15 protein-coding genes and 1 tRNA gene are annotated in these 23,793 nt (G+C 36.7%); 7 read left to right on the top strand and 9 right to left on the bottom strand.

What is annotated here, in order from left to right; genetic code table 11:
- Nucleotides 1–2: 2 nt before the first annotated feature.
- From tsaD to KIK00_RS19850, 3 genes are read left to right on the top strand one after another with little or no spacing between them, the layout of a single operon-like run.
- Nucleotides 3–1,019, top strand: a complete 1,017-nt coding sequence (tsaD, locus tag KIK00_RS19860; protein WP_255814010.1) for a tRNA (adenosine(37)-N6)-threonylcarbamoyltransferase complex transferase subunit TsaD — start codon at nt 3–5, stop codon at nt 1,017–1,019.
- Entirely contained in the window at nt 1,016–1,411 is a 396-nt protein-coding gene (locus tag KIK00_RS19855; protein WP_255814008.1) for a hypothetical protein, read from the top strand. Before tsaD ends, KIK00_RS19855 begins: the two co-directional genes overlap by 4 nt.
- Nucleotides 1,408–2,103: a 16S rRNA (uracil(1498)-N(3))-methyltransferase gene (locus KIK00_RS19850; protein WP_255814007.1), complete on the top strand. Its 696-nt coding sequence runs from the start codon at nt 1,408–1,410 to the stop codon at nt 2,101–2,103. The genes KIK00_RS19855 and KIK00_RS19850 overlap by 4 nt, the downstream gene beginning before the upstream one ends.
- 84 nt (nt 2,104–2,187) lie before the next feature.
- Here KIK00_RS19850 and KIK00_RS19845 read toward each other — a convergent pair whose 3' ends face one another.
- Nucleotides 2,188–2,868 (bottom strand): TrmH family RNA methyltransferase, encoded by a 681-nt coding sequence (locus tag KIK00_RS19845; RefSeq protein ID WP_370647718.1) that lies wholly within the window; start codon nt 2,866–2,868, stop codon nt 2,188–2,190.
- Nucleotides 2,869–3,029: 161 nt separating this feature from the next.
- Here KIK00_RS19845 and KIK00_RS19840 point away from each other — a divergent pair, with 161 nt between their 5' ends.
- From KIK00_RS19840 to KIK00_RS19825, 4 genes are all read left to right on the top strand, one after another.
- Entirely contained in the window at nt 3,030–4,046 is a 1,017-nt protein-coding gene (locus KIK00_RS19840; protein ID WP_255814005.1) for an asparaginase, read from the top strand.
- Nucleotides 4,047–4,101: 55 nt separating this feature from the next.
- A tRNA-Ser gene (locus KIK00_RS19835) sits at nt 4,102–4,188 on the top strand.
- 189 nt (nt 4,189–4,377) lie between these two features.
- On the top strand, nt 4,378–4,788 hold the full coding sequence (locus tag KIK00_RS19830) for a hypothetical protein (protein ID WP_149388399.1): 411 nt from the start codon (nt 4,378–4,380) through the stop codon (nt 4,786–4,788).
- A gap of 238 nt (nt 4,789–5,026) precedes the next feature.
- The gene (locus KIK00_RS19825; RefSeq protein WP_255814004.1) at nt 5,027–5,944 is read left to right on the top strand and encodes a DUF2490 domain-containing protein; all 918 of its coding nucleotides are present in this window, start codon (nt 5,027–5,029) and stop codon (nt 5,942–5,944) included.
- Nucleotides 5,945–6,067: 123 nt separating this feature from the next.
- Here KIK00_RS19825 and KIK00_RS19820 read toward each other — a convergent pair whose 3' ends face one another.
- The 8 genes from KIK00_RS19820 to KIK00_RS19785 all read right to left on the bottom strand — a co-directional run bounded on the left by KIK00_RS19820 (nt 6,068) and on the right by KIK00_RS19785 (nt 23,785).
- Complete coding sequence (locus KIK00_RS19820) at nt 6,068–6,763, bottom strand: hypothetical protein (RefSeq protein WP_255814003.1); 696 nt, start codon at nt 6,761–6,763, stop codon at nt 6,068–6,070.
- Nucleotides 6,764–7,017: 254 nt separating this feature from the next.
- Nucleotides 7,018–8,550 (bottom strand): M20/M25/M40 family metallo-hydrolase, encoded by a 1,533-nt coding sequence (locus KIK00_RS19815; protein WP_255814002.1) that lies wholly within the window; start codon nt 8,548–8,550, stop codon nt 7,018–7,020.
- A 481-nt stretch (nt 8,551–9,031) separates the two neighbouring features.
- On the bottom strand, nt 9,032–9,796 hold the full coding sequence (gene map / locus KIK00_RS19810) for a type I methionyl aminopeptidase (protein ID WP_255814001.1): 765 nt from the start codon (nt 9,794–9,796) through the stop codon (nt 9,032–9,034).
- A gap of 714 nt (nt 9,797–10,510) precedes the next feature.
- Nucleotides 10,511–13,957 (bottom strand): DUF6443 domain-containing protein, encoded by a 3,447-nt coding sequence (locus KIK00_RS19805; protein ID WP_255814000.1) that lies wholly within the window; start codon nt 13,955–13,957, stop codon nt 10,511–10,513.
- Between the two features lie 8 nt (nt 13,958–13,965).
- Nucleotides 13,966–17,286, bottom strand: coding sequence for a hypothetical protein (locus tag KIK00_RS19800; protein ID WP_255813999.1), 3,321 nt, complete (start codon nt 17,284–17,286; stop codon nt 13,966–13,968).
- A 5-nt stretch (nt 17,287–17,291) separates the two neighbouring features.
- Nucleotides 17,292–18,887 (bottom strand): T9SS type A sorting domain-containing protein, encoded by a 1,596-nt coding sequence (locus KIK00_RS19795; RefSeq protein ID WP_255813998.1) that lies wholly within the window; start codon nt 18,885–18,887, stop codon nt 17,292–17,294.
- 277 nt (nt 18,888–19,164) lie between these two features.
- Nucleotides 19,165–20,613 (bottom strand): TolC family protein, encoded by a 1,449-nt coding sequence (locus KIK00_RS19790; RefSeq protein ID WP_370647754.1) that lies wholly within the window; start codon nt 20,611–20,613, stop codon nt 19,165–19,167.
- Nucleotides 20,594–23,785: an efflux RND transporter permease subunit gene (locus KIK00_RS19785; protein ID WP_255813996.1), complete on the bottom strand. Its 3,192-nt coding sequence runs from the start codon at nt 23,783–23,785 to the stop codon at nt 20,594–20,596. The genes KIK00_RS19790 and KIK00_RS19785 overlap by 20 nt, the downstream gene beginning before the upstream one ends.
- Nucleotides 23,786–23,793: the final 8 nt, after the last annotated feature.

Below are 23,793 nucleotides of genomic sequence, written 5' to 3'. Positions count from 1 at the left end.
TTATGAGCGACTCTATAATTTTAGGTATTGAATCGTCCTGCGACGACACCTCAGCAGCTATCATCAAGGGAAATTCTATTCTTTCAAACATTGCCGCGAACCAGGCCATCCACAAAGAATATGGTGGTGTTGTCCCTGAGTTGGCTTCACGGGCCCATCAGCAAAATATTATCCCCGTTGTTGAAAAATCTTTTTCTAAAGCAAATATACAACAAAATGCTATCTCTGCTATAGGATTTACTCGCGGACCGGGACTTTTAGGATCTCTTCTTGTAGGAACATCATTTGCTAAGTCTTTGGCTATGAGCCTGAATGTACCTTTGATTGAAGTAAATCACCTTCAAGCCCACATTCTGGCCCATTTCATCGAAGATGCAAATCCTGTGCCGCCTACTTTTCCATTCTTATGTCTTACGGTAAGTGGCGGACATACCATGATTGTAATGGTAAAAGACTATTTCGACATGGAAATTATCGGGAAAACTATTGATGATGCCGCAGGAGAAGCTTTTGATAAAATCGGAAAGATTTTTGACCTTGACTACCCTGCCGGACCTATCATCGACAGATTGGCCAAGGAAGGAAATCCTGATGCGTTTAAATTCAACAAACCGAAACTGGAAAACTATGATTATTCTTTCAGCGGTATTAAAACTTCCGTATTGTATTTCATTCAGAAAGAAGTCAGAAAAAATCATGATTTCATCAAGGAAAATCTAAATGACCTATGCGCATCTGTACAGAAATCCATCATCGAAATCCTGATGAATAAACTTGAAAAAGCAGCCAAAGATCTTAACGTAAATGAAGTTGCTATTGCAGGTGGTGTATCCGCTAATTCTGCGCTGAGAAAAGCAATGGAAGACAACAAAGAAAGACTGGGCTGGGGTATTTATATTCCAAAATTTGAATATACCACAGACAATGCTGCGATGATCGCCATGGTAGCGAAACTGAAGTTTGAGAGAGGTGAATTTACGGATTTGAGAACTTCGGCAACGGCAAAATATGATTTATGAAAATACTCTTAGAAGAAAAAGTACTGGGTACACATTCTAAAAAAAACTCAAAATATTACTGGATATTAGAAACGATTACAGGAAAAAATGATAACACTGAGACTTCTTTAGATTATTTTCCATCAAGTTCTGAAACTGGATATATTCAGGATATTAAAGAAGAAGTTTTAAAATTAATCAATTCCGAACATCTTTTTAGTTTTCCTTATACTCCAAAAGAAGGAGATTATTTATCAATCAAAAATAATTTGAGAAAACAGGAATATTTAAATCTGATTTTTATTAATAATATCTGGATAGAAGAAATATACATGTGTTCTTACAGGGAGTGTGATACGGACATATATACAACCATTAAAACAGGAGTTGCATTTATAAGTCAGGATATATGAAATTATTTTACGGAGAAATAACAGATCACCAAGTCATCATCAATGATGAAGAACAGCAGCATATTGTGAAAGTACTTCGTATGAGAGATGGCGAAGACATTCATGTGACGGATGGAAAAGGGAAACTTGCTTCCGGAAAACTGTTTATAGAAGGTAAAAAAGCAAGTATTGAAGTTTCTGAGATCAAAGAAAATCTACCGGAATTCACCCCTCAACTTCATATTGCTATTGCTCCCACCAAGAATATTGACAGAATCGAGTTCTTTGTGGAAAAGGCTGTGGAAATGGGTATTTCGGAAATTAGTATTATTGTAACCGAGAAAACAGAACGTAAAAACATCAATATTGATAAAATCAGAAAACAGGCAGTTGCTGCGTCGAAACAAAGTCTGAGATTTCATTTTCCGGTCATCAATGATGCTGTAAAACTTACAGACTTCCTGAAAAATACTGATTCTGAACATACTTTTGTAGCCCACTGTCATGAAAATCTGGAAAGAATTGATCTTAAAAATATTCCTCAAATGGAACAGCTTACATTTTTAATAGGTCCTGAAGGTGATTTTTCTGAAAAGGAGATTGCATTTCTGGCAGAAAATAAAGTAAAAGCAGTCTCTCTAGGAAATCAAAGACTAAGAACCGAAACTGCAGGAGTTTTTGTAGCCGCATGGAATTATTATAATATGATATAGACATATGACTGAGAAAATTATTGTTTCTCAGCTATTATAAAAAAAGAGGAGGTTTGCGAACCTCCTCTTTTTTATTCTGATTAATTATTTCCAATCAATATTATTTTCTTTCAGATATTTCTCAAAAATTTGCTGTCCGCTTCTCATGGAGTTGACCGCCCAAAGGATTTTCATTCTTAAAAGCTTTTCTTCATTCAGCTTGTAATCAATATCAGATTTTATCAGCTTCTGTTTCAATTCATACATACAGATTGAAGCAGCTACAGAAACGTTGAAACTTCTCGTAAACCCATACATCGGAATGGCCAGCGTTTCATCTGCAAAATCTAAAATTTCCTGAGATACTCCTTCCATCTCTGTTCCAAAAACTAAAGCAATGGGTTCTGTAATTTCATATTCAGGTAACATTTTAGCATTATTTTCCAATGAAACCACCACAATTTTGTACCCTCTGTCTTTAATACTCTGAAAGGATTCCATATTTCGGGGAAGCTTTTCTACTTCAACCCAGGTATCTGCGCCCTTTGTTACCCGAAGATTAGGTTCAAAACTGTATTCTTCCTGCAAAGCCACCACTTTATGAAAGCCGCAGGCTTCCACAGAACGTACAATTGCCGCTGCATTTCTAAACTGGTAGACATCTTCTACTACCGGAAGTACAAAGTCTGAACTCTCCTGAGAGAAATGTTCAATTTTCGCGAGTCTTTCTTCGGTTAAAAACTGTTTTAAATATTCAAAAGTTTGCGCTAAGTCTTTCATCCGCATTTAGTTATTTTTTCAATAGCCCTATGAAACGTCTGCAATTATCATCTTATTCTTATAAAATTTTGATCTAAGCGTTTCATTCATTTTCAAATCTTTGCAAATTAACGTAATTTTGACCTATGAACCCTAATCGGGCTCCAATTCTTAATTAAAAATAGTACATGAAGCGAAAAGTCCTGCTCATCTATACCGGTGGAACCATCGGGATGGAAAAAGATTATGAAACCGGAAGTCTCCGTGCCTTTGATTTTGGTAATATATTTGAAAAAATGCCTGAAATGAGGCTCATGGAGTGTGAAGTCTTTGTTCATCCTTTCGCCAAACCACTGGACTCGTCAGATATGGGACCTGAAGAATGGAAGATCATCGCCAATTATATTCTTAAAAACTATAATGACTATGACGGATTCCTGATTCTTCACGGGACAGATACTATGTCTTATACAGCATCAGCATTAAGTTTCATGCTTAAAGGATTAAGAAAGCCAGTCATCATGACCGGTTCTCAGCTTCCGATTGGTGACTTGAGAACAGATGCAAAGGAAAATCTTCTGACCAGCCTTTATTACGCCAGTCTTTATGAGAATGATGAAGCAGTGATTCAGGAGGTTGCCATATACTTTGAATATAAATTATTAAGAGGAAACAGAACCTTGAAATATTCTGCGGAGTATTTTGATGCTTATGCAAGTCCGAACTATCCTATTTTGGGACAATCCGGAGTTCATTTGAATATTCTTAAAGACAACCTTTTCCGTTGTGACCCTGAAGTTGAATTCCATGTAGATGAACATATTTCTGAAGATATTTTATTCTGGAGAATTTTCCCAGGTATGCATCTGAGTCATTTCAGAGAAATCCCTAAAATGAAGGTTCTTATTCTTCAGGTTTTCGGTTCAGGAACGATTTTCAGCAGTGCAAAAACTCAGGAAACACTTCAGGAAATCAGAAATAACGGAACGGAAATCGTAGTGGTAAGCCAGTGTATTTCAGGAGGTATCTCATTCGGAAAATATGAAAACAGTAATATTTTCTCCAGGATCGGAGCAATCAGCGGAAGAGATATGACTGCGGAAACAGCGATTACAAAAGCAATGCACCTTATTGATAATCCAAGCTACTCCGGAAGCTTTGCTGATAATTTCACCAGAAGCCTTTGTGGAGAAATTACGGATTAAATTGCAAGAATAATTTGGATATTAAAGAAATTACACTATTTTTGCAATCTCAAAAAGAGAGGTGTCCGAGTGGTTGAAGGAGCTACCCTGGAAAGGTAGTATACGGGTAACTGTATCGAGGGTTCGAATCCCTTCCTCTCTGCAAAAAAATTACAGCCTGTGCTTCATTAGCACAGGCTTATTTTTTTGTCAAAATTCTTGATTCATATTCAATTCTCTACTTCATAAGTATTTATACTCAAAATCATAATTGGTAATTTATACTATATCATATAGTCTCTGTTCTTCGTTACTTTGAAATACAATCTAACCATCTAAAATCCAAATCGATATGACATCAACAAGTGTAAATGCAAATTCTTCCGGTCAGGTAGTACTTGGAAACGGAGCACAATTTTGGGTATATCTTTCACCTCAGAATGACACTGCCAGAATGATATCTACATGGCGGGTAACATTTTCACAGGGAAATTGGAGCGATACCATTTCCAGTGAAAATCCGACCAAGCAAATTCAGACTCCTAATCTTTCAGGGATCTTTGAAATTAAGGTAGAATTACTAAGTGGATCTACCGGTACATGGCGCCAGATTCCGCCTCAGAACGGAAGCCATAATGAGATAGGCTGTAACTCTAACTGTGCTTCAATGGTAGGTATTGTTGCTGACAGCACCAATCCTCCTATCGGAGCAATCAATGCTCATTTCTGGACGACCTGGGATGCCATGTGTAAAGCAGGATAGAATCATAACAAACAAGTTCCATAAATTTTAAATCGCCGCAATATTGAATATTGCGGCGATTTTGATATTGTGTGCATATATAACTTTTTCAAGTTATCCATAAGTTATCAACATTTTATCCACAATTGATCTTAATGCAAAAAAACATCGAATATTTTTATTCCTAATTCTATCCTAAATCAGGTGTTTATTTTGTCATGTTTTTAAACAGTATTAAAAGATTTTGAATAAACATTCTATGAACAAAGCTTATAATTTTGCGATCACGAGGTATTCTCTCTGCGTTTCAACGGTATTTTTTAGCATCTCATGGTTTCGCAGTCATTTAAAATTTACAGTAAAGCAGCTATCCATTATGTTGAGTACGAAGAAAATTTTTGCAGGATTATTTTTATTAGGATGCATAGGAACATCTCTAAAAGCACAGATCAGCCCACCGGGATTAGGTGACGCCAATAATGCATTCTGGGGAGCCTTTGGAGTGAAACGACAGCTGGATTCTCTGGGAAAGAAACAAGCGTTGAGCTACGTTGCAATCGGGAGAAAAAGCGCCCCGGATACTCATAATTTATTTTCTAAACAAGCTATTATTGTCTTGAATCATGAAGTTTACCATTCCTTTGCGCCACACCAGCAGTATAGTTATGCTTTGAGTTACCGCCGGCAGCCACAATACGAAAGTACGGCTCCCTATGATAAGGAAAATACGGAACAGGAATTCAGAATTTACGGAAGATATGCGTACACTTTTGACCTTGGAAAGAAATGGAAACTAAAAAATACGGTGCGACAGGAATTCAGAAAGTTTTTTGATGCAGATTTTCATCAAGTAGAGGAAGATTTTCAATTCAGAACTCGTATCAAAAGCCAATTAACCTATAATTTATCTCCTAAAAACAATCAGAAACTGGCGTTGAGTGCAGAAGCGCTGTTTTCCATCAGCCACCTCAACGAACCTGATCCTCAGTGGGGTTCGTTCGGATATCGTGAAATGCGAATTGCGGCTTATTATATGTTTACAATTCCTAATTCGCCTTTTACAGTAGATGTAGGATATATGGATGATCTTATCAGAGACAGCAGAAGTATTCATCATGGAGGTGTTCATTATCTGGCGGCAGACCTGATCTGGAATATTCCTTATAAAAAGAAATAGCAGGAAGAATATTTCTATAATAATATCACATACAAAATCCCGGTCATCGCTGACCGGGATTTTTGGTTGAAAAACATAAGTTTTTCCGCAATATAATTAAGTATGAATGTTTGGTGTAAAATTTTAGTTGCACAACGTCAAAAACTGTCGGCTCAACTGCACATTGAATTTAGCTTCTGCTTTTGAACGGGCATAAATGGTCTGTTTAAATGCATGTACCGTCTTCAGTTTCTGATCTATGAATTCAGCAATCTGGACAACAGAAAAAAGAAAGTCTCTGTATACCGCCATATTGACTGTCTGACCATAATACGGAAGGTAGGCTTTTAAAAAAGGAATTGCTTTCTGATGACGGTTATAGCTGATACAATACCCTACTCCTTCCATTGACGTAACAATAGCATAGTTATTAATGTAATCCTGAATATTTTTATTACCATCAAGTGCTTGAGGGTTTTTTGAACAAAATTTATTGATCTTATCAAGAATATGCTGGGCATACTCCATCATGGAAATATTCTTAAATTCAAAAACCTGATTCATCCCATTGGCTGGTGAAGTTCCGTTTTCATAATCAATACAGAAAGAAAGGCCAATTTTTTCATGATAAGGAAAAAAGCAGTCTTTCACTTCAATGGAAGCATCCGGCTTTAGCATATCATCAGTAAAATTATAATAGACATACGGACTGTAAAGTTCAGCAAGAGCATTCAGATAGTCTGTTTCGCTGGTATTATGATATTCTTCAAACCATTTTTCAAGGTTGTCGTAATAATTACTTTCAAAGTCGTTAAAGTTTAAGTAAAATGGCAATTCCATAGCTCTGTAATTTTGATATGACAAAGCTATATCCGTAAAGCGACAAAACTTGACGCAATATATTTTTTGTAAAAAATTTTGGATAATTGGTTAGTCAATAGTCAATTTTGCTTCGCAAAGTCAATGGTCAATCATAGATTTGAAATCTAATCTGTATAACGAATGTATTATCTACAAACCTGAAATATATAGCATGTAACCCGAAACTCAAAAAAATTCACAAGCGCAACGAATTGATCATTCATTATTGACATTTATTTATCATAATTCTTCATCACGTACTCAAAGTAGTGGATCATTTTAAGATAGTTTTCAATGCTGAGATATTCATTGGTACTGTGGATACTCTGCTGTTCTGCACTGTTGATTTTAATCGGCATGAATCTGTACACATTTTTGCTCACAATCTCATATTTTCCGGCATCTGTTCCAGCCATGGTAAGATATGGGGTAACAATTGCTCCGGGGTGAATTTCCTTGACTCCGGCTTCTATGATTTTAAAAGCTTTCGTATTAGTTGGGGAAATTGCAGAAGCTTCTCTTGTATTGTCAATTTCTTCTATCTCAACATCAAAACCTTCAGTTGCTTTGGCAATATGATCACGCACATCTTTTACAGAATTTCCGGGAAGTAATCTGAAATTAACAACAAATTCAACTTCAGGAGAAAGAACATTGGTACCGTCACTGCCTTTCATCATCGTCAGGGCTGTGGTTGTTCTTACCAATGCATTGGTTGTATTATTTTTGGTAAGCTGGGAAATCAACACGGGTTTTAAAAGCCATTGATTGGCCAGTGCCATTCTTGTTGTAAAAGGCATTTCACCTCCTATATTGTTAAAAAACTCTTTGATTAACGGAGTGATCACAGGTTTCATCTGATCATCTTCCAAACGCTGCATGATGACAGCTGCTTTCCCAATGGCACTTTCCATAGGAGGCATAGAAGAATGTCCACCCAGTCCTTTTACTTTTATTTTTGCAGAAAGAAAACCTTTTTCTGCACATCCTACGACAGCCACATCTGTATCGATTCCTGCGACATTTCCTTTTCGCATAATCAATCCACCTTCGTCATAAACAGCATCGAACTTCAATCCTTTTTTCTTAAAATAATCTGCAATCTGAATAGCTCCTTTTTGCCCGCCTACTTCTTCATCAAAACCAAAAGCAAGATAAATATCACGCTGCGGAATCTGCTTGTTTTTAATCATAGAATTCATAGATTCCATTAAGGAGAACAGCATTCCTTTCATGTCTATTGCTCCTCTTCCATAGATTCTTCCATTGGCTACAGCTCCGGAAAAAGGGGCAAAATCCCAGTCTTCCGCTACTTTTGCAACAGGTTCTGCCGGTTTATCATCCGGACGGAATATATTTTCTTCATTATTTTTAATGTCAGCATCTCCGGGAGGAACAACATCCATATGAGAAAGAAATAAAATGGGTTCCAAGGCAGGATTGCTTCCTTTAAGTCTGAACACCAGCCCATATTGGTTCACCTCAACATTTTCTGTATTCTGGTAGACTAATGGATAGGATGTTTTTAAATAGGTTTTGAACAGATCGAACGGTGCATAGTCAAATTCTCCTAAACTACCTGTAGAAACGGTTGGAACTTTTATACCTCCGGAAAGCCTCATGACTGCAGAGTCATTTTTTATAGGCTTCCATCCCTCGCCTGCTCCAATATTATTTTTCTTAAACGGATAGGTATAAGTTTTAATCAATACTACAGCAGCCAGAATAATAATGATTCCCAAAAGGATTAAAAGAACTTTTTTCATAGCAGATAAGTTTTGTGAGGTGGTTTGATCCTATAAATATAGCAAAGTATTTGGTGCCTAACAATTTAAAACCGTTCTTTTTCAATCAAAGAAACTATTGAATACTGCTGTTTAAAATTTTAATCTGATAAAAATGAAACATCATGTCCCCATAATGAAAGTCTAATCATCATTAGAATAAAAAAAAGAGTTTAATTCTGCCGATGAAATGCTTTAAAAGCAGATTTTATTGTAAACGCAAATTTTCTATTCTTAATGCTGAATATAAGGGTGCGAAGAAGGAATCAACAAGTTGATTGGATGAAACTTGGTGATTTTAGCAACGTTATTATTTTGTTTTTAACGCTAAGGCGCTAAGGATTTTATCCTGGTATATATTTTAAGGCGCAAGAAAATCAAAGATTTTCAGCAGGGGAATTACCATAACATTCTTGTGCCTTAAAAAATGATTATGATTGTTTTCGCAGTGATGTGATTTATTTTAATTTAGGATTTCGTTCATTTCGGTTAAAATGACTGGTTTTCCATCAGTGATTACAATGGTATGTTCGTGTTGAGCCATATAGCCGCCTTTATTTCCTACCATTGTCCACCCGTCTTTCAATTCTACTGCAAGATTGGAATCAGTGGAAATAAATGTTTCAATAGCTACCACAGAGTTTTTCTTAAAACGTCTGGAATCATAGCGGTTTTTGTAGTTCAGCAATTCATCAGGCTGCTCGTGTAAGCTTCTTCCTACTCCATGTCCGGCAAGATTTTTAATGACCTTAAGACCTCTTTTCTTTGCTTCTGTTTCCATTAGATGTCCTATGTCAGCAATTTTAACTCCACCTTTTATATTGTCAATGGCTTTTCTTAAAATATCTTTAGATGCCTCCACCAGTTTTTGATGTCCATGAATATCTTTTCCAATGACAAATGAGCCTCCGTTATCAGCCCAATATCCACCAAGTTCAGCAGAAACGTCAATATTGATGAGATCGCCTTCTTTCAAAATCCTTTGATCAGTCGGAATACCATGGCAGAATTCATTATCCACGCTGATACACGTCCAGCCCGGGAATCCATACGTCAGATAAGGAGCAGATTTTGCCCCGAAGCCTTCCAGTATTTTGGCTCCATACTCATCAAGATCTTTTGTGGTCATGCCTGGTTCAGCGTAATCCATCATCTTTTTCAAAGTATAGGCAACGGCTTCGCTTACTTTTTGCATTCCGAGCATCTGATCTTCGTTGGTGATTGACATAGTTTTGTTTTGATTGTTATTGAGAACTACAAAGTTAGGAAATTAAAATATTCTGATACGATTTGTTTTAATTCCCAAAGTTCGTGTATTGAAAAACGAGATTATCAGGTACTTTAATATTCTTCTACCCCCTTCACCAACCCCCTCTACCCCCTTGGGTAAGGGGGTATACCCTGTTATATAAGGGGCTAGAGGATGTTCATTAACGGTCTCCAGCCACTTTGATAAGTGGGTAAAGGGGCTTATAGAACGGCCTGGAGGCCGTTAATGAAGTAGTTCGAGGCTGTTCCGAAGGGGTTCCAGCCACTTGATGAAGTGGCTGAAGATACTTACTATAGTGGTTAGAGGTACTTTCTAGGTGGCTGGAGGTTGTTTATAAAGTGATTCATGGTATTTTGATAAGGATGTACGAGGGCTTTTTAAAACAAAGTCATGGACTTTGTGTAGTGGGTTTTATATTTGTGGACACGAGCGAGGGAGGCTTTTATTTATGAATACTCAGAAGAACAAAAGTTCAAAATACTATTTTGGAAGTCTCCCCAGAAAAAATAAATAATATCCAATATAGAAAACCAAAAATAACATCAAATATTATGTTAGCTGATTTTAATTGATGAGAAACTATAATATTATATATAATATCAATTACTATGATAATTCCACAAAATTTCAATAAATATATAATTGCTCTTATAACAATTTTACTATTCATAATTACTTTTTATTTTGCATTCTGTTTTTTTCTGCATTTTCATCATGTTCTCTTATTGAATTTAATTGATTAAAAGTTCCTGAATAAAAATTATAAACAAACCCAATTATAACACCTTGTATAGAAGGTTTTTCAAATTTTCCTTTCTCTATTGAAGATAAACCAATACCGGTTGCTAATGCCTTTAAATCCATTGTATAATCAAAAATAGTTTTTAAGTTATCATTATAAATGGCACGATCTACTAAGGTAATAGAATTGTAAGTTGAATAAACTGATCCCATTCCTCCAGCATGAAGAGCATTTGCATCAACCATTTGACCAGATAATTTAACCCAATGATTATTATTTAATTGGTATTTATTTCCATCATTGGAATTAAATTGGTCCCCATTTTTATTATAATCACCCGTAGGTCTATCATCCACAGCAGTCACAGATTTACCTGTTCCTCCTAATTTTTCTGTTGAACCAGCATCAATGTTTTTACCTAAAATATTATCAGTCACCGAGCCATCATTATTTAAATTATAACTTGAAGTAATTTTCTGATTATCTTTTCCTAAATTATACCCAGAAATAGCTGTCCCATTTGCTGCAAAATATTTTGCACCTTCAATTTTATTGTCTTTAAAGAATTGATTTGCATTATCTTTAGTAAGGTCGGAATTATATTGGTAATTACCATCTTTATCGGTGTACCAATCTGCTCCTGTTGGATCTGTTCTAATAATAGGGTTATTACCAACATAATTATAGGGAGAATGAGAATAATAAAATTCACTCAACAAATCTTGAACACCCCATCTTCCCAAATCCGGCATATACATCCTCGCACCATAATCATACATCCCGGTCTCTTGCAGCTCCTTGCCATTATACTTATAATTATACGGAACCCCTCCAAAAGGAGCAGGAACTATCAGTCCCTCCTGATGTTTTAATCCAAAAGGATAATAATTGTTGGCATCAATGATCTCTGTTCCACCACTGCCATTGCTTCTGTAACTCACTCTTACATTTCCTAAATGATCGGTGTAATTGTAAATATACTTATTTTCAGTAAAATCATAATACCCTTCTGAGGTAGGTACAAATTTCAATACAGGAATGGTATAAAGAGAAGCTGCAGTGTCATAGGCATGTCTGTTATCATATTGGAAGCCGTCAAGGTAATTGGTTTCTATAGGTCCGTTATGATCGTATACCTTAGATACTTTCGTGCCATCTGCCCTATAGATATAGCTGGTGTTGGAACTGTCCATAATCCCTGCATTAACCGCAATATTATTGGGGAGATTCAGATAATTATAAATGATCTTCATTTTTCTGTCAGGATGATCGGTCATATTCCCGTTAAGATTATAGGCCATAGTTCCCTGCAGAGCATCATATCCTGAACGGTTGTTAATAACTCCTGGAGGAAGGGTAATTTTGTCTAGTACATTACTTTTGTCCCCATTTTGGTAATTATAAATCAGATCATCAATCTTCTCTGCGGTAGTTCCTCCGGAAACAGGCCATGAAAATCTTTTTAAGGTTTTAATATTCCCATTGAGATCATAGCTCAGCTCTTCATTAAAATAGTTATTTTGTGCTAAAGAAGCATTGGGCTGGGAATAAGCTCCTTTCAACACCCTGTTTAAAGAATCATACTGATAATTGTATCTTTTCAAACCCTCTGCGCTGGAAATATTCCAATCAATCTCAGCAATATTCCCATTAAACCGTCCTGTTGAAGTGTTGGTATAAACAGGATTGTTATACTTCATCTCATACCCAAATAGCTTCCCGTTCAGATTAGTCGGATCATTGACCTTTGTCATCCAGCCACGGATATTGTATTGGTAAACAATATTCTGTAACGGGGAGGCTGCAGCTATTCCACCTACTTTTTTAGATTCCAGCTGGGAAAGTTCATTGTATTTATTCTGAGTCAGGTATTCAACAGGACTACTGCCGATCTGATGGGTGTGGGTCAGAAGCCTGTTCTGGGAATCATAGGTGAATTTTTCTACAATAATCTTTTCAGTATCTGTACCCAGTCTTTTATGATAGGTATTGGTCTGAAGAATAACCCCGGTATAGTCAAGCTTATTATTAATTACAGTATAGCCTCCAAGATAATTACGACTTCTTGATCCGATATTTCTTCCCTTTGTATCATACCAAAGGAAATTCCTGGTCCAATTGTCATCTTCTATATTCTTTACATAAGAAGCGGTAAGAAGTCCTTTGGTTGTCCTTTCCTGAGCTGGATCATCCGTAAGAAGAGGCTGGGCAAAGACGTTAGTAACCGCTGGAGATCCTGCCGGATAAGTATCATAATAATTAACGCTTAAGACCTGGCTAGCACCGGTAGGAGTCGAAAGATTAGTATAATATACAGGCATACCATTTAAGGTAAGTCCTGCGGTAGCGGTCCTGGTTTCATATAAATTCGCATTGGCATTAACACTGTTTTGCATTGATGCCCGGCTGGCTGCATTATTTGTGATTCCGGTATAAATGGTTCTTCCAAACTGGTCATATTTGGTAAAGAGCCATTGTCCTTTTCCTTTAAGCTCAGTATCCTGAGTCAGAATAAGCTGATCAGCTTTATTATACACCATATATTCCCAGCCTTTGCCAGGAAGTTTCTTTTCAACTAAACGATTTCTTCCGTCATATTTATACTGATAACATAAATCATTAAGTACAGTATTGGGATCTGCCTCTACTGAAGCTTTGGGAGGGATCACATAAGAGAGTTGGTTATAATCATTGTAAACATAATACGTATCTGCATTTTCTGTAGCACTGATTACTTTTCTTACTAATACCACCTGGCCCTGCCCGTTTTTGAACTCAATGGTTGAGTTGCCATCTTCATCGGTAACTGTATTTTTATACAGCTGTCCTACTCCGTAGGAGCCAGAGAATGTCAGACTGGAGGTAAAAGTGGTATAGTTAAAAGTGGCTGTGTATTTTTTAACTTCACCATCTGCATTGGCATCATACCCAAATTGTACAGGTTTGTTATCCCATGCGGTTCCCACTTGTTTCTGGCTTAAAATACGGTCTAAAGGTGAGTTTTCCAGAATCTTCTCAGAGTAGATTTTTTCTGTTCCATAAGGCGTACTGCTCACATTTGATAATGGATCAGGGGTAATAGCACCGTTGAGAGTTCCTGCCTGGGGAACAGGAAGATATTCCTGAACCTGTCTTCCGAACTGATCGTATTTAATGGGAATAACTACATCTTTTCCTAATGGAGAAGCTTTTACGTTAACGATTTGTTTAGGTCTGCCCAGTCCGTCAAAATACTGAACCGTTTCCGAGGTTTTAACATTGGTAAGCGTAGGATCTGACAGATACGTCTTGGAATAGACATAGTTTTCTGTGCTGGTAAGCTGCGCATGGGCTGTTCCCATGAGAAGAATCCCTATTGGAATTATAAGTTTTTTCATGATCGTGTTTAGTTTTTATAATTGTATTTCATCTCCTTAAGCACTTTGCCATTTACATCAATCACCTTTTCAAGTCGGCCTGCGGAATCATAGATATAGTTTTCTCTGATGCCGGATGGTGGCGTAATGCTTCTTACTCCTACTAAAGGATCATAGCTGTAAGTGGTAACAAGTGGTTGGAATCGATCTATAATAAGTTTCATTCTAAATTTTTGTAAAGCAGCTAAAAAAGATGTTTCATCATTGTTTACTCCTGCATTTGCATCTATATCTGAAGTATTAATAATTTCTAAAGTATCAGGATAGTTTTGGGATAAATGTAAATAGGTAACTCCTTCTACTTTCGCAATAGGGACCGTCTGGTTATACCCCCAAATGATTGCCACAGGGACTCCTTCTCTTGTCGTATATTGAAGTAAATTTCCTTTATTGTCATACATATCATAACTGATTGCAGCTTCCATCACTCCGTCGGAAAGATTTTGAGATAATGATGAAATAGGAAGTGGTAATCCGGTTGTTTTGTTATCAGCTTCTGCCTGAGTGTATGGATATAATATTTCTGTTTTAGAAATTACCTTTCCATTTTTCTTTGTTTCCGTTTCAAGTGGAATACCAATCATATTTTTACCGGTTAGGTATTGATTGTTTTTTTCCGGAGCATACTTATAATTCGTTTCTAATAAAGACTGATCAGAAAAAGTTGCTTTAACATCCGTCAGTTGTTTGTCAGTACTATTATACTGATAATCGCTGGTCTGTACAATTTTCTTAGCATTCACATTTATTGTACCATTAAGAAGATCTGTCAACGGAACACCTTCCATAAAATCCGTTTCTGTGGTTTTCTTTAAAGTATTAGAATAAGTAGTTATTGGCAGCATACCTATAATTCTATTAAAAAGCTGAGTTCCCGGTGTTATGTTTGGAGGATACATTGTAGGAGTATAAACTTCCAATCCTACCAGGCTGTATATTTTATTTGTAGTATTCACTTCGTAATCATTCTCACTCATTTTTAAAGCAAAAAAATTATTATTCTTCTTAACAAATGAATAGTGTTTAAGAAGTGTTCCATTATATTTGTCATAGAACAAAATCCTTTCAAGGTTTTTCGTCATCATACCAATAATATATTCAATATTCTTCGGGGTATAAATAACAGTTCCATCCGGTTCTCGTAATGGTTCAAATTGGTCAAACTCAGGCGCAGAAAAAATCTTTACTTCACCTCCTTTTTCAAAATCATCACCACCGTGACTGATTGTAACATTAGGATAAAAATTATCATTATTAATATCTGAGAAAGAATAATTATTTATCCCAGACGTAAGACACAGCTTTATAAGACTATACGGAAATCCTGAGTCGTCACAAATACCTTCAGAATACATATTCCCTAAAAGAAAATTTTGATAATTAGCTCTCGATAAAGGAAGGATATCCGCATTATGAATATTTTGAAAATTACTATAATATAATCTTCTGATATTAGAAATAGTACCTTCAACTGTTTTATCAAACATTTTCTTCAACCTTAGACCATGATCCTCAGCTTTTGTATATCCAATATAGTAATCTGCGTTAACGGATGATTCAAACGTAATATTGGGTCTTAAACATGTAATAACGATTCTATATTGACTATTAGGATTTGTATTGATCTCGATGATTTTATTAAAATCCATCTGAGTTTTTGGGAGATAATAGTTTTGGTTAATCAATATCTGATTTGAAGTAATATCAATAACTTTTAAATTTGATGCTCCTTGATTATTAGGAATAGTAGACGGATCATCCTGATGGATATTGAAATTTAATGTTATTTTATTATCCAGTACAATATTTCCGTGAATAGTCATTGAATCTTTAACAATTACAGGATAGTAAGGATCTGTATTTGTTGCAACTGTTTTGTTGTCACGTGTAGGTTTTTTAATACCTAGTGATTCATATTCAAAATGTGTACTCCCTTTTGTCGGGTAAGTAATGGATGTCAGGGTCCCTTTTTTAGCAAAATTAAAGTCTGCTCTTCGGTCTGCAAAATTAGAAGCACCGAAATTCACATTAAAGTTCGCTCCCAATAAGTTAATATCAGGGATTGAGGTTGTGTTTGCTTTCCCATTATTATATCCAAAAGTATCTATAGAAAAAGCATCTTTCCTAGGAACATTATTGGCTTCATCATACGTAAACACATATTCATTTTCAAAAGTTTTTGAGCCCTGAGAATAATTATAATTTTGAAGTTTATTCAGGAAAAATTTATCATATCCATCAATGTAAGTAAAATCTATTGTTTTTCTTTTTTCATTTTTATAAAATACATCAATGGAGGTCAGTTTATCATAAAATGAAAAATTATTCGCCTGGTAATAGAAATTTATCGAAATATTATTTGAAGTAATCTTTGATATTTTCAACGGATTCATAAGCCTTAAAGTATTCACTGACGTTGGAGGATCTGGCTCATTTTGAGGATGACAACCTGCAGATGGACCGATTAAGGTTATTGATTTGTATAGAGTAGTAGACAATATAATACTTTTTGTATAGGTCTTTTCATATTGAAAATTAATTGTATTGCCATCCGGATATTCTATTTTTGTCAGGTAAAAACTGGTTATTCCCGAAGTATTAAGAGACTCTCTACTAGCAGTAGTTTCCACAGCATTTTCTCCTCCCAGATAAAATTTCACCCCTTTATTTGTTGTAATGACAAAAGCATAGGTTTGTGAAAAGTTTCCTACAGTACTGATTTTATATAAATGTTCATCCGTTATCAGTACAGGATTAAGATTTTTGTCAAGATAAAAGCTTCCTGAATATCCGGGAACTGTAAAATTGAAAATATCGACCTGAGTATCATTTATATTACCATTAAGATAGGATGCTAATTCGATAGCCTGTGGCGAGCCTTCATTTGCATTCACTAGATTAGTAGCAACCTGATAATCATTAAAATACACTCTCCTACTGCTATCTACTGTTTCATCAGCCTGTCCATATATTGTTCTATTGATAACTCCACTGGATTCAAGCACCCAGCTCATTCCTACACTTGTAGGAATATCATTGACCTTGACTCCAATTTTTGCGTAATTAAGATTTACAGAATGCTCTACTCCTTTGCTTTTTAGATTATACACAGGAATGCTAATTGAAGCCATACCTCTGTATTCATTTAATGGTGTCTTCCCATATTCTGTCCTTAAAAATGATTCAGTGGAAGGAGGAACTACTTTTGGAATATCAAAAGGTTCAGGATCAGTCTGCCCTTTAATAAATATAATAGGGATAAATAATAATAAGTTTAAGAAAAATTTCATGCTGGTTATTTTTTTATCAGTTTTGCATTCGCCATTTTGTTAGTATCAGTTTTTATAGTAATCAGATAAGCTCCCTGAACCAAAGCCTGCGTATTAATCTTTGTCACTCTGTTCTTGGTTTTCAGATTCTGAAGCTGCCTTCCAGACATATCATACAAAAGAATATCTGCATCCTTAAAATCAAAGCCAATTTCTACATAAGCATAATCAGATACAGGATTTGGATAAATCTTGATATCATATTTTTCAATTAACTGATCCACCTGCTTGTCTCCCAGTTTGATTATCTTCCAGTTTTCTTTACCCAGTTCTTCTGCGCTGGTTCCTGCCAGAACAATAGAACCATCTCTGTTTAGTTTCAAATCAGAAAGTCTCTCTTCTTTTTGTCTGGATTCTCCTTTCACATGTTTTCTCCACTGTTCATTTCCATTTTGGTCAAGATATAACATCCAGAAGGTTTCATCATCGGTTTCTATTCTTCCTTCAGCCTGGGTATAGCCTCCTAATAAAATTCCTTTGGAAGATTTATCATCCGCAGAATGAATTACGCTCATCCCCATCAGGATATCACGGTTCTTAAAATTGTAAGACTTCTGCCACTGTTCATCGCCTCTTTCGTTTAATGAAATCAACCAAAGGTCAGTTCCTTCTTCCAATCCAACCGTTTTGTTTCCTGATCTTTCGGATCTTGATTCTCCTCCAATGATGAAACCATTTGAAGTTAAAGCCAGAGTTCTGATATGATCATCCCCCTTACCTCCAAAGTTCTTTTCCCATTCTACTTTTCCGTTTTTGTCAAGCTTTACGATCCAATAGTCGCCTTCGCCGAAGTTGCTGCTGTCTTTGGAATAAGAGTCGTTCTTCATACTACTTCCAGCCTCCATCTTCCCGCTTCCCGCCTTTACTTCAGAACTTCTCGAATAAATTCCCAATAATGCTCCTCCATCTTTCGTTGGAATCATTTTCTCCACTTCGTCTAACCCTTTTCCGCCTAAGATTAATTGGGAGAGCTCTTTTCCGTTTTTATCGATTCTGGTAATTAAGACATCTTTAGAGCCGTAGCCTTTTGAAGAATTCTGTACATTTCCGGCAACAAAGAATCCTAAATCAGTAGTTTGGATCACAGCTCTTGATTCTTCGTCTGAAGAACTTCCTAAAGTTTTCTGCCACAATTCATCTCCGAATTCGTTGATTCTGATCAGCCAGATATCTGATCCTCCTTTAGAATCTTCTTTTTTATCTAATCCTTTTCCTGAATAAGAGGTTCCGGCTAAAAGAAATCCACCATCCTGCGTGGTAACTGTTGCTGATAAGTAATCATGGTTTTGTCCTGAGAAATATTTTTCCCAGACTTCATTTCCTTGTTGATTTAGTTTTACAAGATGAAAATCGTAACCATTATTTTGCTTGCTGCCTGAAGCTTGCTGCTTATCGCTTTGGATAGAGCTTCCCGTGATAAGATATTGCTGGTCGATTGTTGTGATAACTTGGCTTAGAAAATCCTGAGTAGAGGATTTGATGTCTTTCTGCCACACCACTTCCTGAGCAGAGATACTCAGAATAGCGCATAAACTTAGCGCTCCGAGATAGATTTTTTTCATTCCCGTGTTGTTGTTTTTTTGAGTTAGTAATTAGTTTCTTAAAACTTCGCGAATTTAACACTTTTTAAGACATGAAAATTATTTTAATGTGGTATGCTGTAAATCATACTATTTATTATTAAATCTCCTTTATATAATATTAGTTTTATCTTATTCTGTTGCAATATTAACTTTGTACAGCGACAAAACTTGTCGTATAAAAAATAAAAAAGGGCCAACTCAAAAGAATTGACCCTTCCAAAAAACATTAACTGTTTATTGATAGAATTATGATGTTTTATTTCCAGCCTCCACCTAAACTTTTATAGATGTCAACTACTGTGCTGAGCTGTTTCTGTTTTGCCTCAATAAGTTCCATTTTAGCATCCAAAGCATCTCTCTGGTTCAAAAGAACTTCAAGATAATCTGCTCTGGAATTACGGAATAACTGGTTGGCAATATCAATAGACTGATCCAGGGCTTTAGTTTCCTGAGATTTCAGTTGATAATACTGATCTATATTTTTAACCTTCGACATCAGATTGGCAACATCCAGATAAGCGTTCAAAATAGTTTTATCATATTCGTACAACGCTTGAACCTGTTTTGCATCTGCAGCCTGGAAATTAGCTTTTATCGCACTTTTGTTAATCAGTGGTCCCGCTAATTCGCCTGCAAGATTGTAAGCAATTGATTCAGGTAATTTAACAAGATAGGAAGGTTTGAAAGCTTCCAGTCCTAATGTAGCAGAAATTTCCAGAGAGGGATAAAACTCTTTTCTGGCTGCTTCTACATCCAGCTTTGAAGCTTTTAATTCCAGTTCTGCCTGCTTGATATCAGGACGGTTTGCCAGTAGCTGAGATGGAATTCCTGTATACACTGTTGGAGGAATCGTAGACATAAAGTTTTCCTTTGTTCTCACGATGGGCTGTGGATATCTTCCCAACAGCGCATTGATTCCGTTTTCTTTCTCAGTGATCTGCTGGCGGATTGTATATTCTGCAGCCTTAGATTTCGCCAATTCTGCTTCAAATTTCTTCACTGCCAGTTCCGTTGCAGCTGCAGCTTCTTTCTGAATTTTGGAAATTTCCAATGCTCTTTGCTGAAGCTTGATATACTGCTGTATGATATCCAACTGATTATCAAGAGCCAGCAATTCATAATAATTATCAGCAACTTCTTCAATAAGATTAGACAGGACAAAGTTTTTGCCTTCTACGGTAGAAAGATAATGGGCAACTGCAGATTCCTTTTCGGTTCTGAGTTTTTTCCAGATATCAATTTCCCAGCTTGCATTTAATCCTGCTTCAAAATTCCCAAGTGGATCCGGCATTTCTTTTCCAGGCTCTATTTCTGTAGTAGCATCTCCAGCCCCTTCACTGGTATAACGTCCTGCTTTTTTTAGTCCGGCTCCTATTCCTGCTGAAACAGTTGGTGTAAGTCTTCCTTTTTTAGCTAAAACACCACTTTTCGCAATTTCAATCTCCTGAAGGGTAATTAATAGTTCCTGATTATTTTTTAAAGCAGTTTCAATCAGCGTTACCAGGTTTGGATCCGTAAAGAACTGTCTCCATGGAGTTGTTCCGCTATTGTTATTGGCATCCTGCTGCTCTTCCTGATTAAAGTTCTGAGGAATATTTTCTTTTACCTCGTCTTTTATGACAGTCGCCATCGGCGCCTTACAGCTTGCGAGTACAAGCGATAAGGCAATGGCTGTGATTATATTTTTAGTCTTCAAATTTTCCATCATGTTCGTAAGGTTCAGTTTGTTCTGTTAAAGGATTCTCTTCTTCATATTTTGCCAGTCTGGACTTGTCTGCAATCGTTCCGAAGATGTAATACAATCCAGGGATAATCATCAATCCGAAAATGGTTCCGATCAACATCCCTCCTGCCGCAGCAGTACCAATTGTCCTGTTACCGATTGCTCCCGGCCCTGTGGCGATTACCAATGGAATCAATCCCGCAATGAATGCAAACGATGTCATTAGAATCGGACGGAAACGGATTGCTGCTCCTTCAATAGCTGCTTTTGCTACAGGAATTCCTTCTTCTGCTTTTTTCTGTACGGCAAACTCGACAATCAACACCGCATTTTTACCTAAGAGTCCGATGAGCATGACCATGGCCACCTGTGCATAAATGTTGTTTTCCAATCCTAAAAGCTTTAAGCATAAAAATGCTCCGAAAATACCTACCGGAAGGGATAAAATTACCGGAAGCGGAAGGATGAAGCTCTCATATTGTGCAGAAAGAATCAGATAAACGAATCCTAAACATACCAGAAAGATAAATACCGCTTCATTTCCACGGCTTACTTCGTCTTTGGAAATACCCGCCCAGTCAATACCAAAACCTCTTGGAAGTGTTTTATCTGCAACTTCCTGAATAGCCTTAATCGCCTGTCCACTACTATATCCAGCTGCCGGAGTTCCACTCACCTCTGCAGAGTTATACATATTGTGTCTTGTGATCTCAGACAGTCCATATACCTTTTCCAATCTCATGAAGTCTGAGTAAGGAACCATTTGATCTTTATCATTTTTAACATACAGTTTCAACAGATCCGTTGGTAAAGCACGGTATTGAGGCCCTGCCTGAACAATTACCTTATAAGGTCTGTCAAAACGGATGAAACTCGTCTCATAATTGGACCCGATCAGTGTAGATAAGTTGTCCATCGCTTTTTCAATGGTTACTCCTTTTTGTTCTGCAAGATCATTGTCAATCTTAAGCATATATTGTGGAAAACTCGCGGAATAGAATGTAAATGCCGATCCCAGTTCCGGACGCTTCTTAAGCTCTTTCACAAAGTCATTACTTACCTGCTCCATTTTATGATAGTCTCCACTTCCCGCTTTATCCAGCAGACGAAGTTCAAATCCTCCGGCAGCTCCATATCCAGGAACGGAAGGTGGTTGGAAGAATTCTATATTGGCTCCCGGAATATTTTTAGCTTTTTCTTCCAGTTTTTCTATGATCTCCGTGGCAGATTCTTTACGTTCTTCCCAACTTTTAAGGTTGATCAGACAGGTTCCTGAGTTGGATCCGGTACCTTCTGTCAAAATCTCATATCCTGCCAGGGATGAAACAGACTGCACGCCGTCAATATCTTCAGATTCTCTTAAAAGTTCTTTAGCAATCTGATTAGTTCTTTCTAATGTAGATCCTGGAGGAGTCTGGATAATGGCATAGATCATCCCCTGATCTTCAGCCGGAATAAATCCTGATGGCAAAGAATTACTCAGGAAAAATGTACAGGCACAAAATGCTAAAAGTAACGGCAATGTGATTGTTTTCTTCGTCACTGTTTTATTCAGCATCTTCTCATATTTCCCTGCTCCTTTTGTAAAGATATTATTGAATTTATCAAGGAAAATCGTAACCGGAGTCTTCTTTTTAGGTTTTCCGTGGTTATTTCTTAAGATCAATGCACATAATGCAGGTGTTAAAGTAAGTGCCACAACTCCAGACAAGATAATAGACGAAGCCATTGTAATAGAGAACTGACGGTAAAATACTCCTACAGGTCCGGACATAAATGCAATCGGAATAAATACGGATGCCATTACCAATGTAATTGCGATAATTGCTCCACTGATCTCATGCATTGCCTCTTCTGTTGCCTTCAATGGGGAAAGATGTTTTTCTTCCATCTTAGCGTGTACAGCTTCAATTACTACAATCGCATCATCTACTACAACCCCGATCGCCATTACCAGGGCAAAGAGCGAAATCATATTCAGGGTAATTCCAAATGCGGACATCACCGCAAATGTTCCTACTAATGAAACCGGAACAGCTAGTGCCGGAATCAAGGTTGAACGCCAGTCTCCAAGAAATAGAAATACCACAATAGCAACCAAAATAAAAGCTTCAAACAAGGTATGAATTACTTTCTCCATAGAGGCATCCAGGAATCTGGAAACGTCATAACTGATGTCGTAATGCATTCCTTTAGGGAAGTTATTTTTTTCAAGATCCTTCATCAATGCTTTTACGTTTTTGATAACGTCGCTTGCATTAGATCCATAGGATTGTTTTACCGTAATTGCCGCAGAAGGCTTTCCATTTAATGTAGAATAAATATCATACATGGAACTTCCGAATTCTATGTCTGCAACATCCTTCAGTCTTACAGATTCACCATCCGGTTTTGCTTTTAGGATAATGTTTCCATAATCTTTTTCATTGTTGAAACGACCCGGATATTTTAATACATATTCAAATGACTGAGAGCGTTTTCCTGAACTTTCTCCTGTTTTACCCGGAGAAGCCTCCAAACTCTGCTCATTCAGAGATTCCATTACTTCATCAGCTGAAATATTATAAGCTGTTAATCTATCCGGTTTAAGCCAGATACGCATTGCATATTCACGGGTTCCCAGGATATCGGCAAAACCAACACCGCTTACCCTTCTCAATTCAGACATTACGTTGATATCTGCATAGTTGAAAAGGAATTTCTGGTCAGCTTTAGGATCATCACTGTACAAGTTAATATACATCAACATGTTAGGCTCCTCACGAGTGATCTTTACCCCTTCACGTACTACGAGAGGCGGCAGTTTATTCACTACTGAAGATACACGGTTCTGAACGTTTACTGCAGCTACGTTGGGATCTGTTCCCAGATCAAATACGATCTGAATGGAAGCTTCCCCATCATTTCCGGCATCCGAGGTCATATATTTCATACCCGGAACTCCGTTTAATCCTCTTTCTAAAGGAATAACTACAGATTTAATCAACAGTTCGTTGTTAGCTCCGGGATATTCTGCGGTAATATTTACTTTAGGCGGAGAAATGGATGGGAACTGAGTCACGGGAAGTTTTACCAGTGACAAAATCCCTAAAAATACAATAATCAATGAGATTACTATAGACAGAACTGGTCTGCGAATGAATTTCTTAAACATACTACTTC

Source organism: Chryseobacterium sp. MA9, from assembly GCF_024399315.1.
In the GTDB taxonomy this organism is placed as follows: Bacteria; Bacteroidota; Bacteroidia; order Flavobacteriales; family Weeksellaceae; genus Chryseobacterium.
This window is presented reverse-complemented; position numbering and strand designations above follow the sequence as displayed.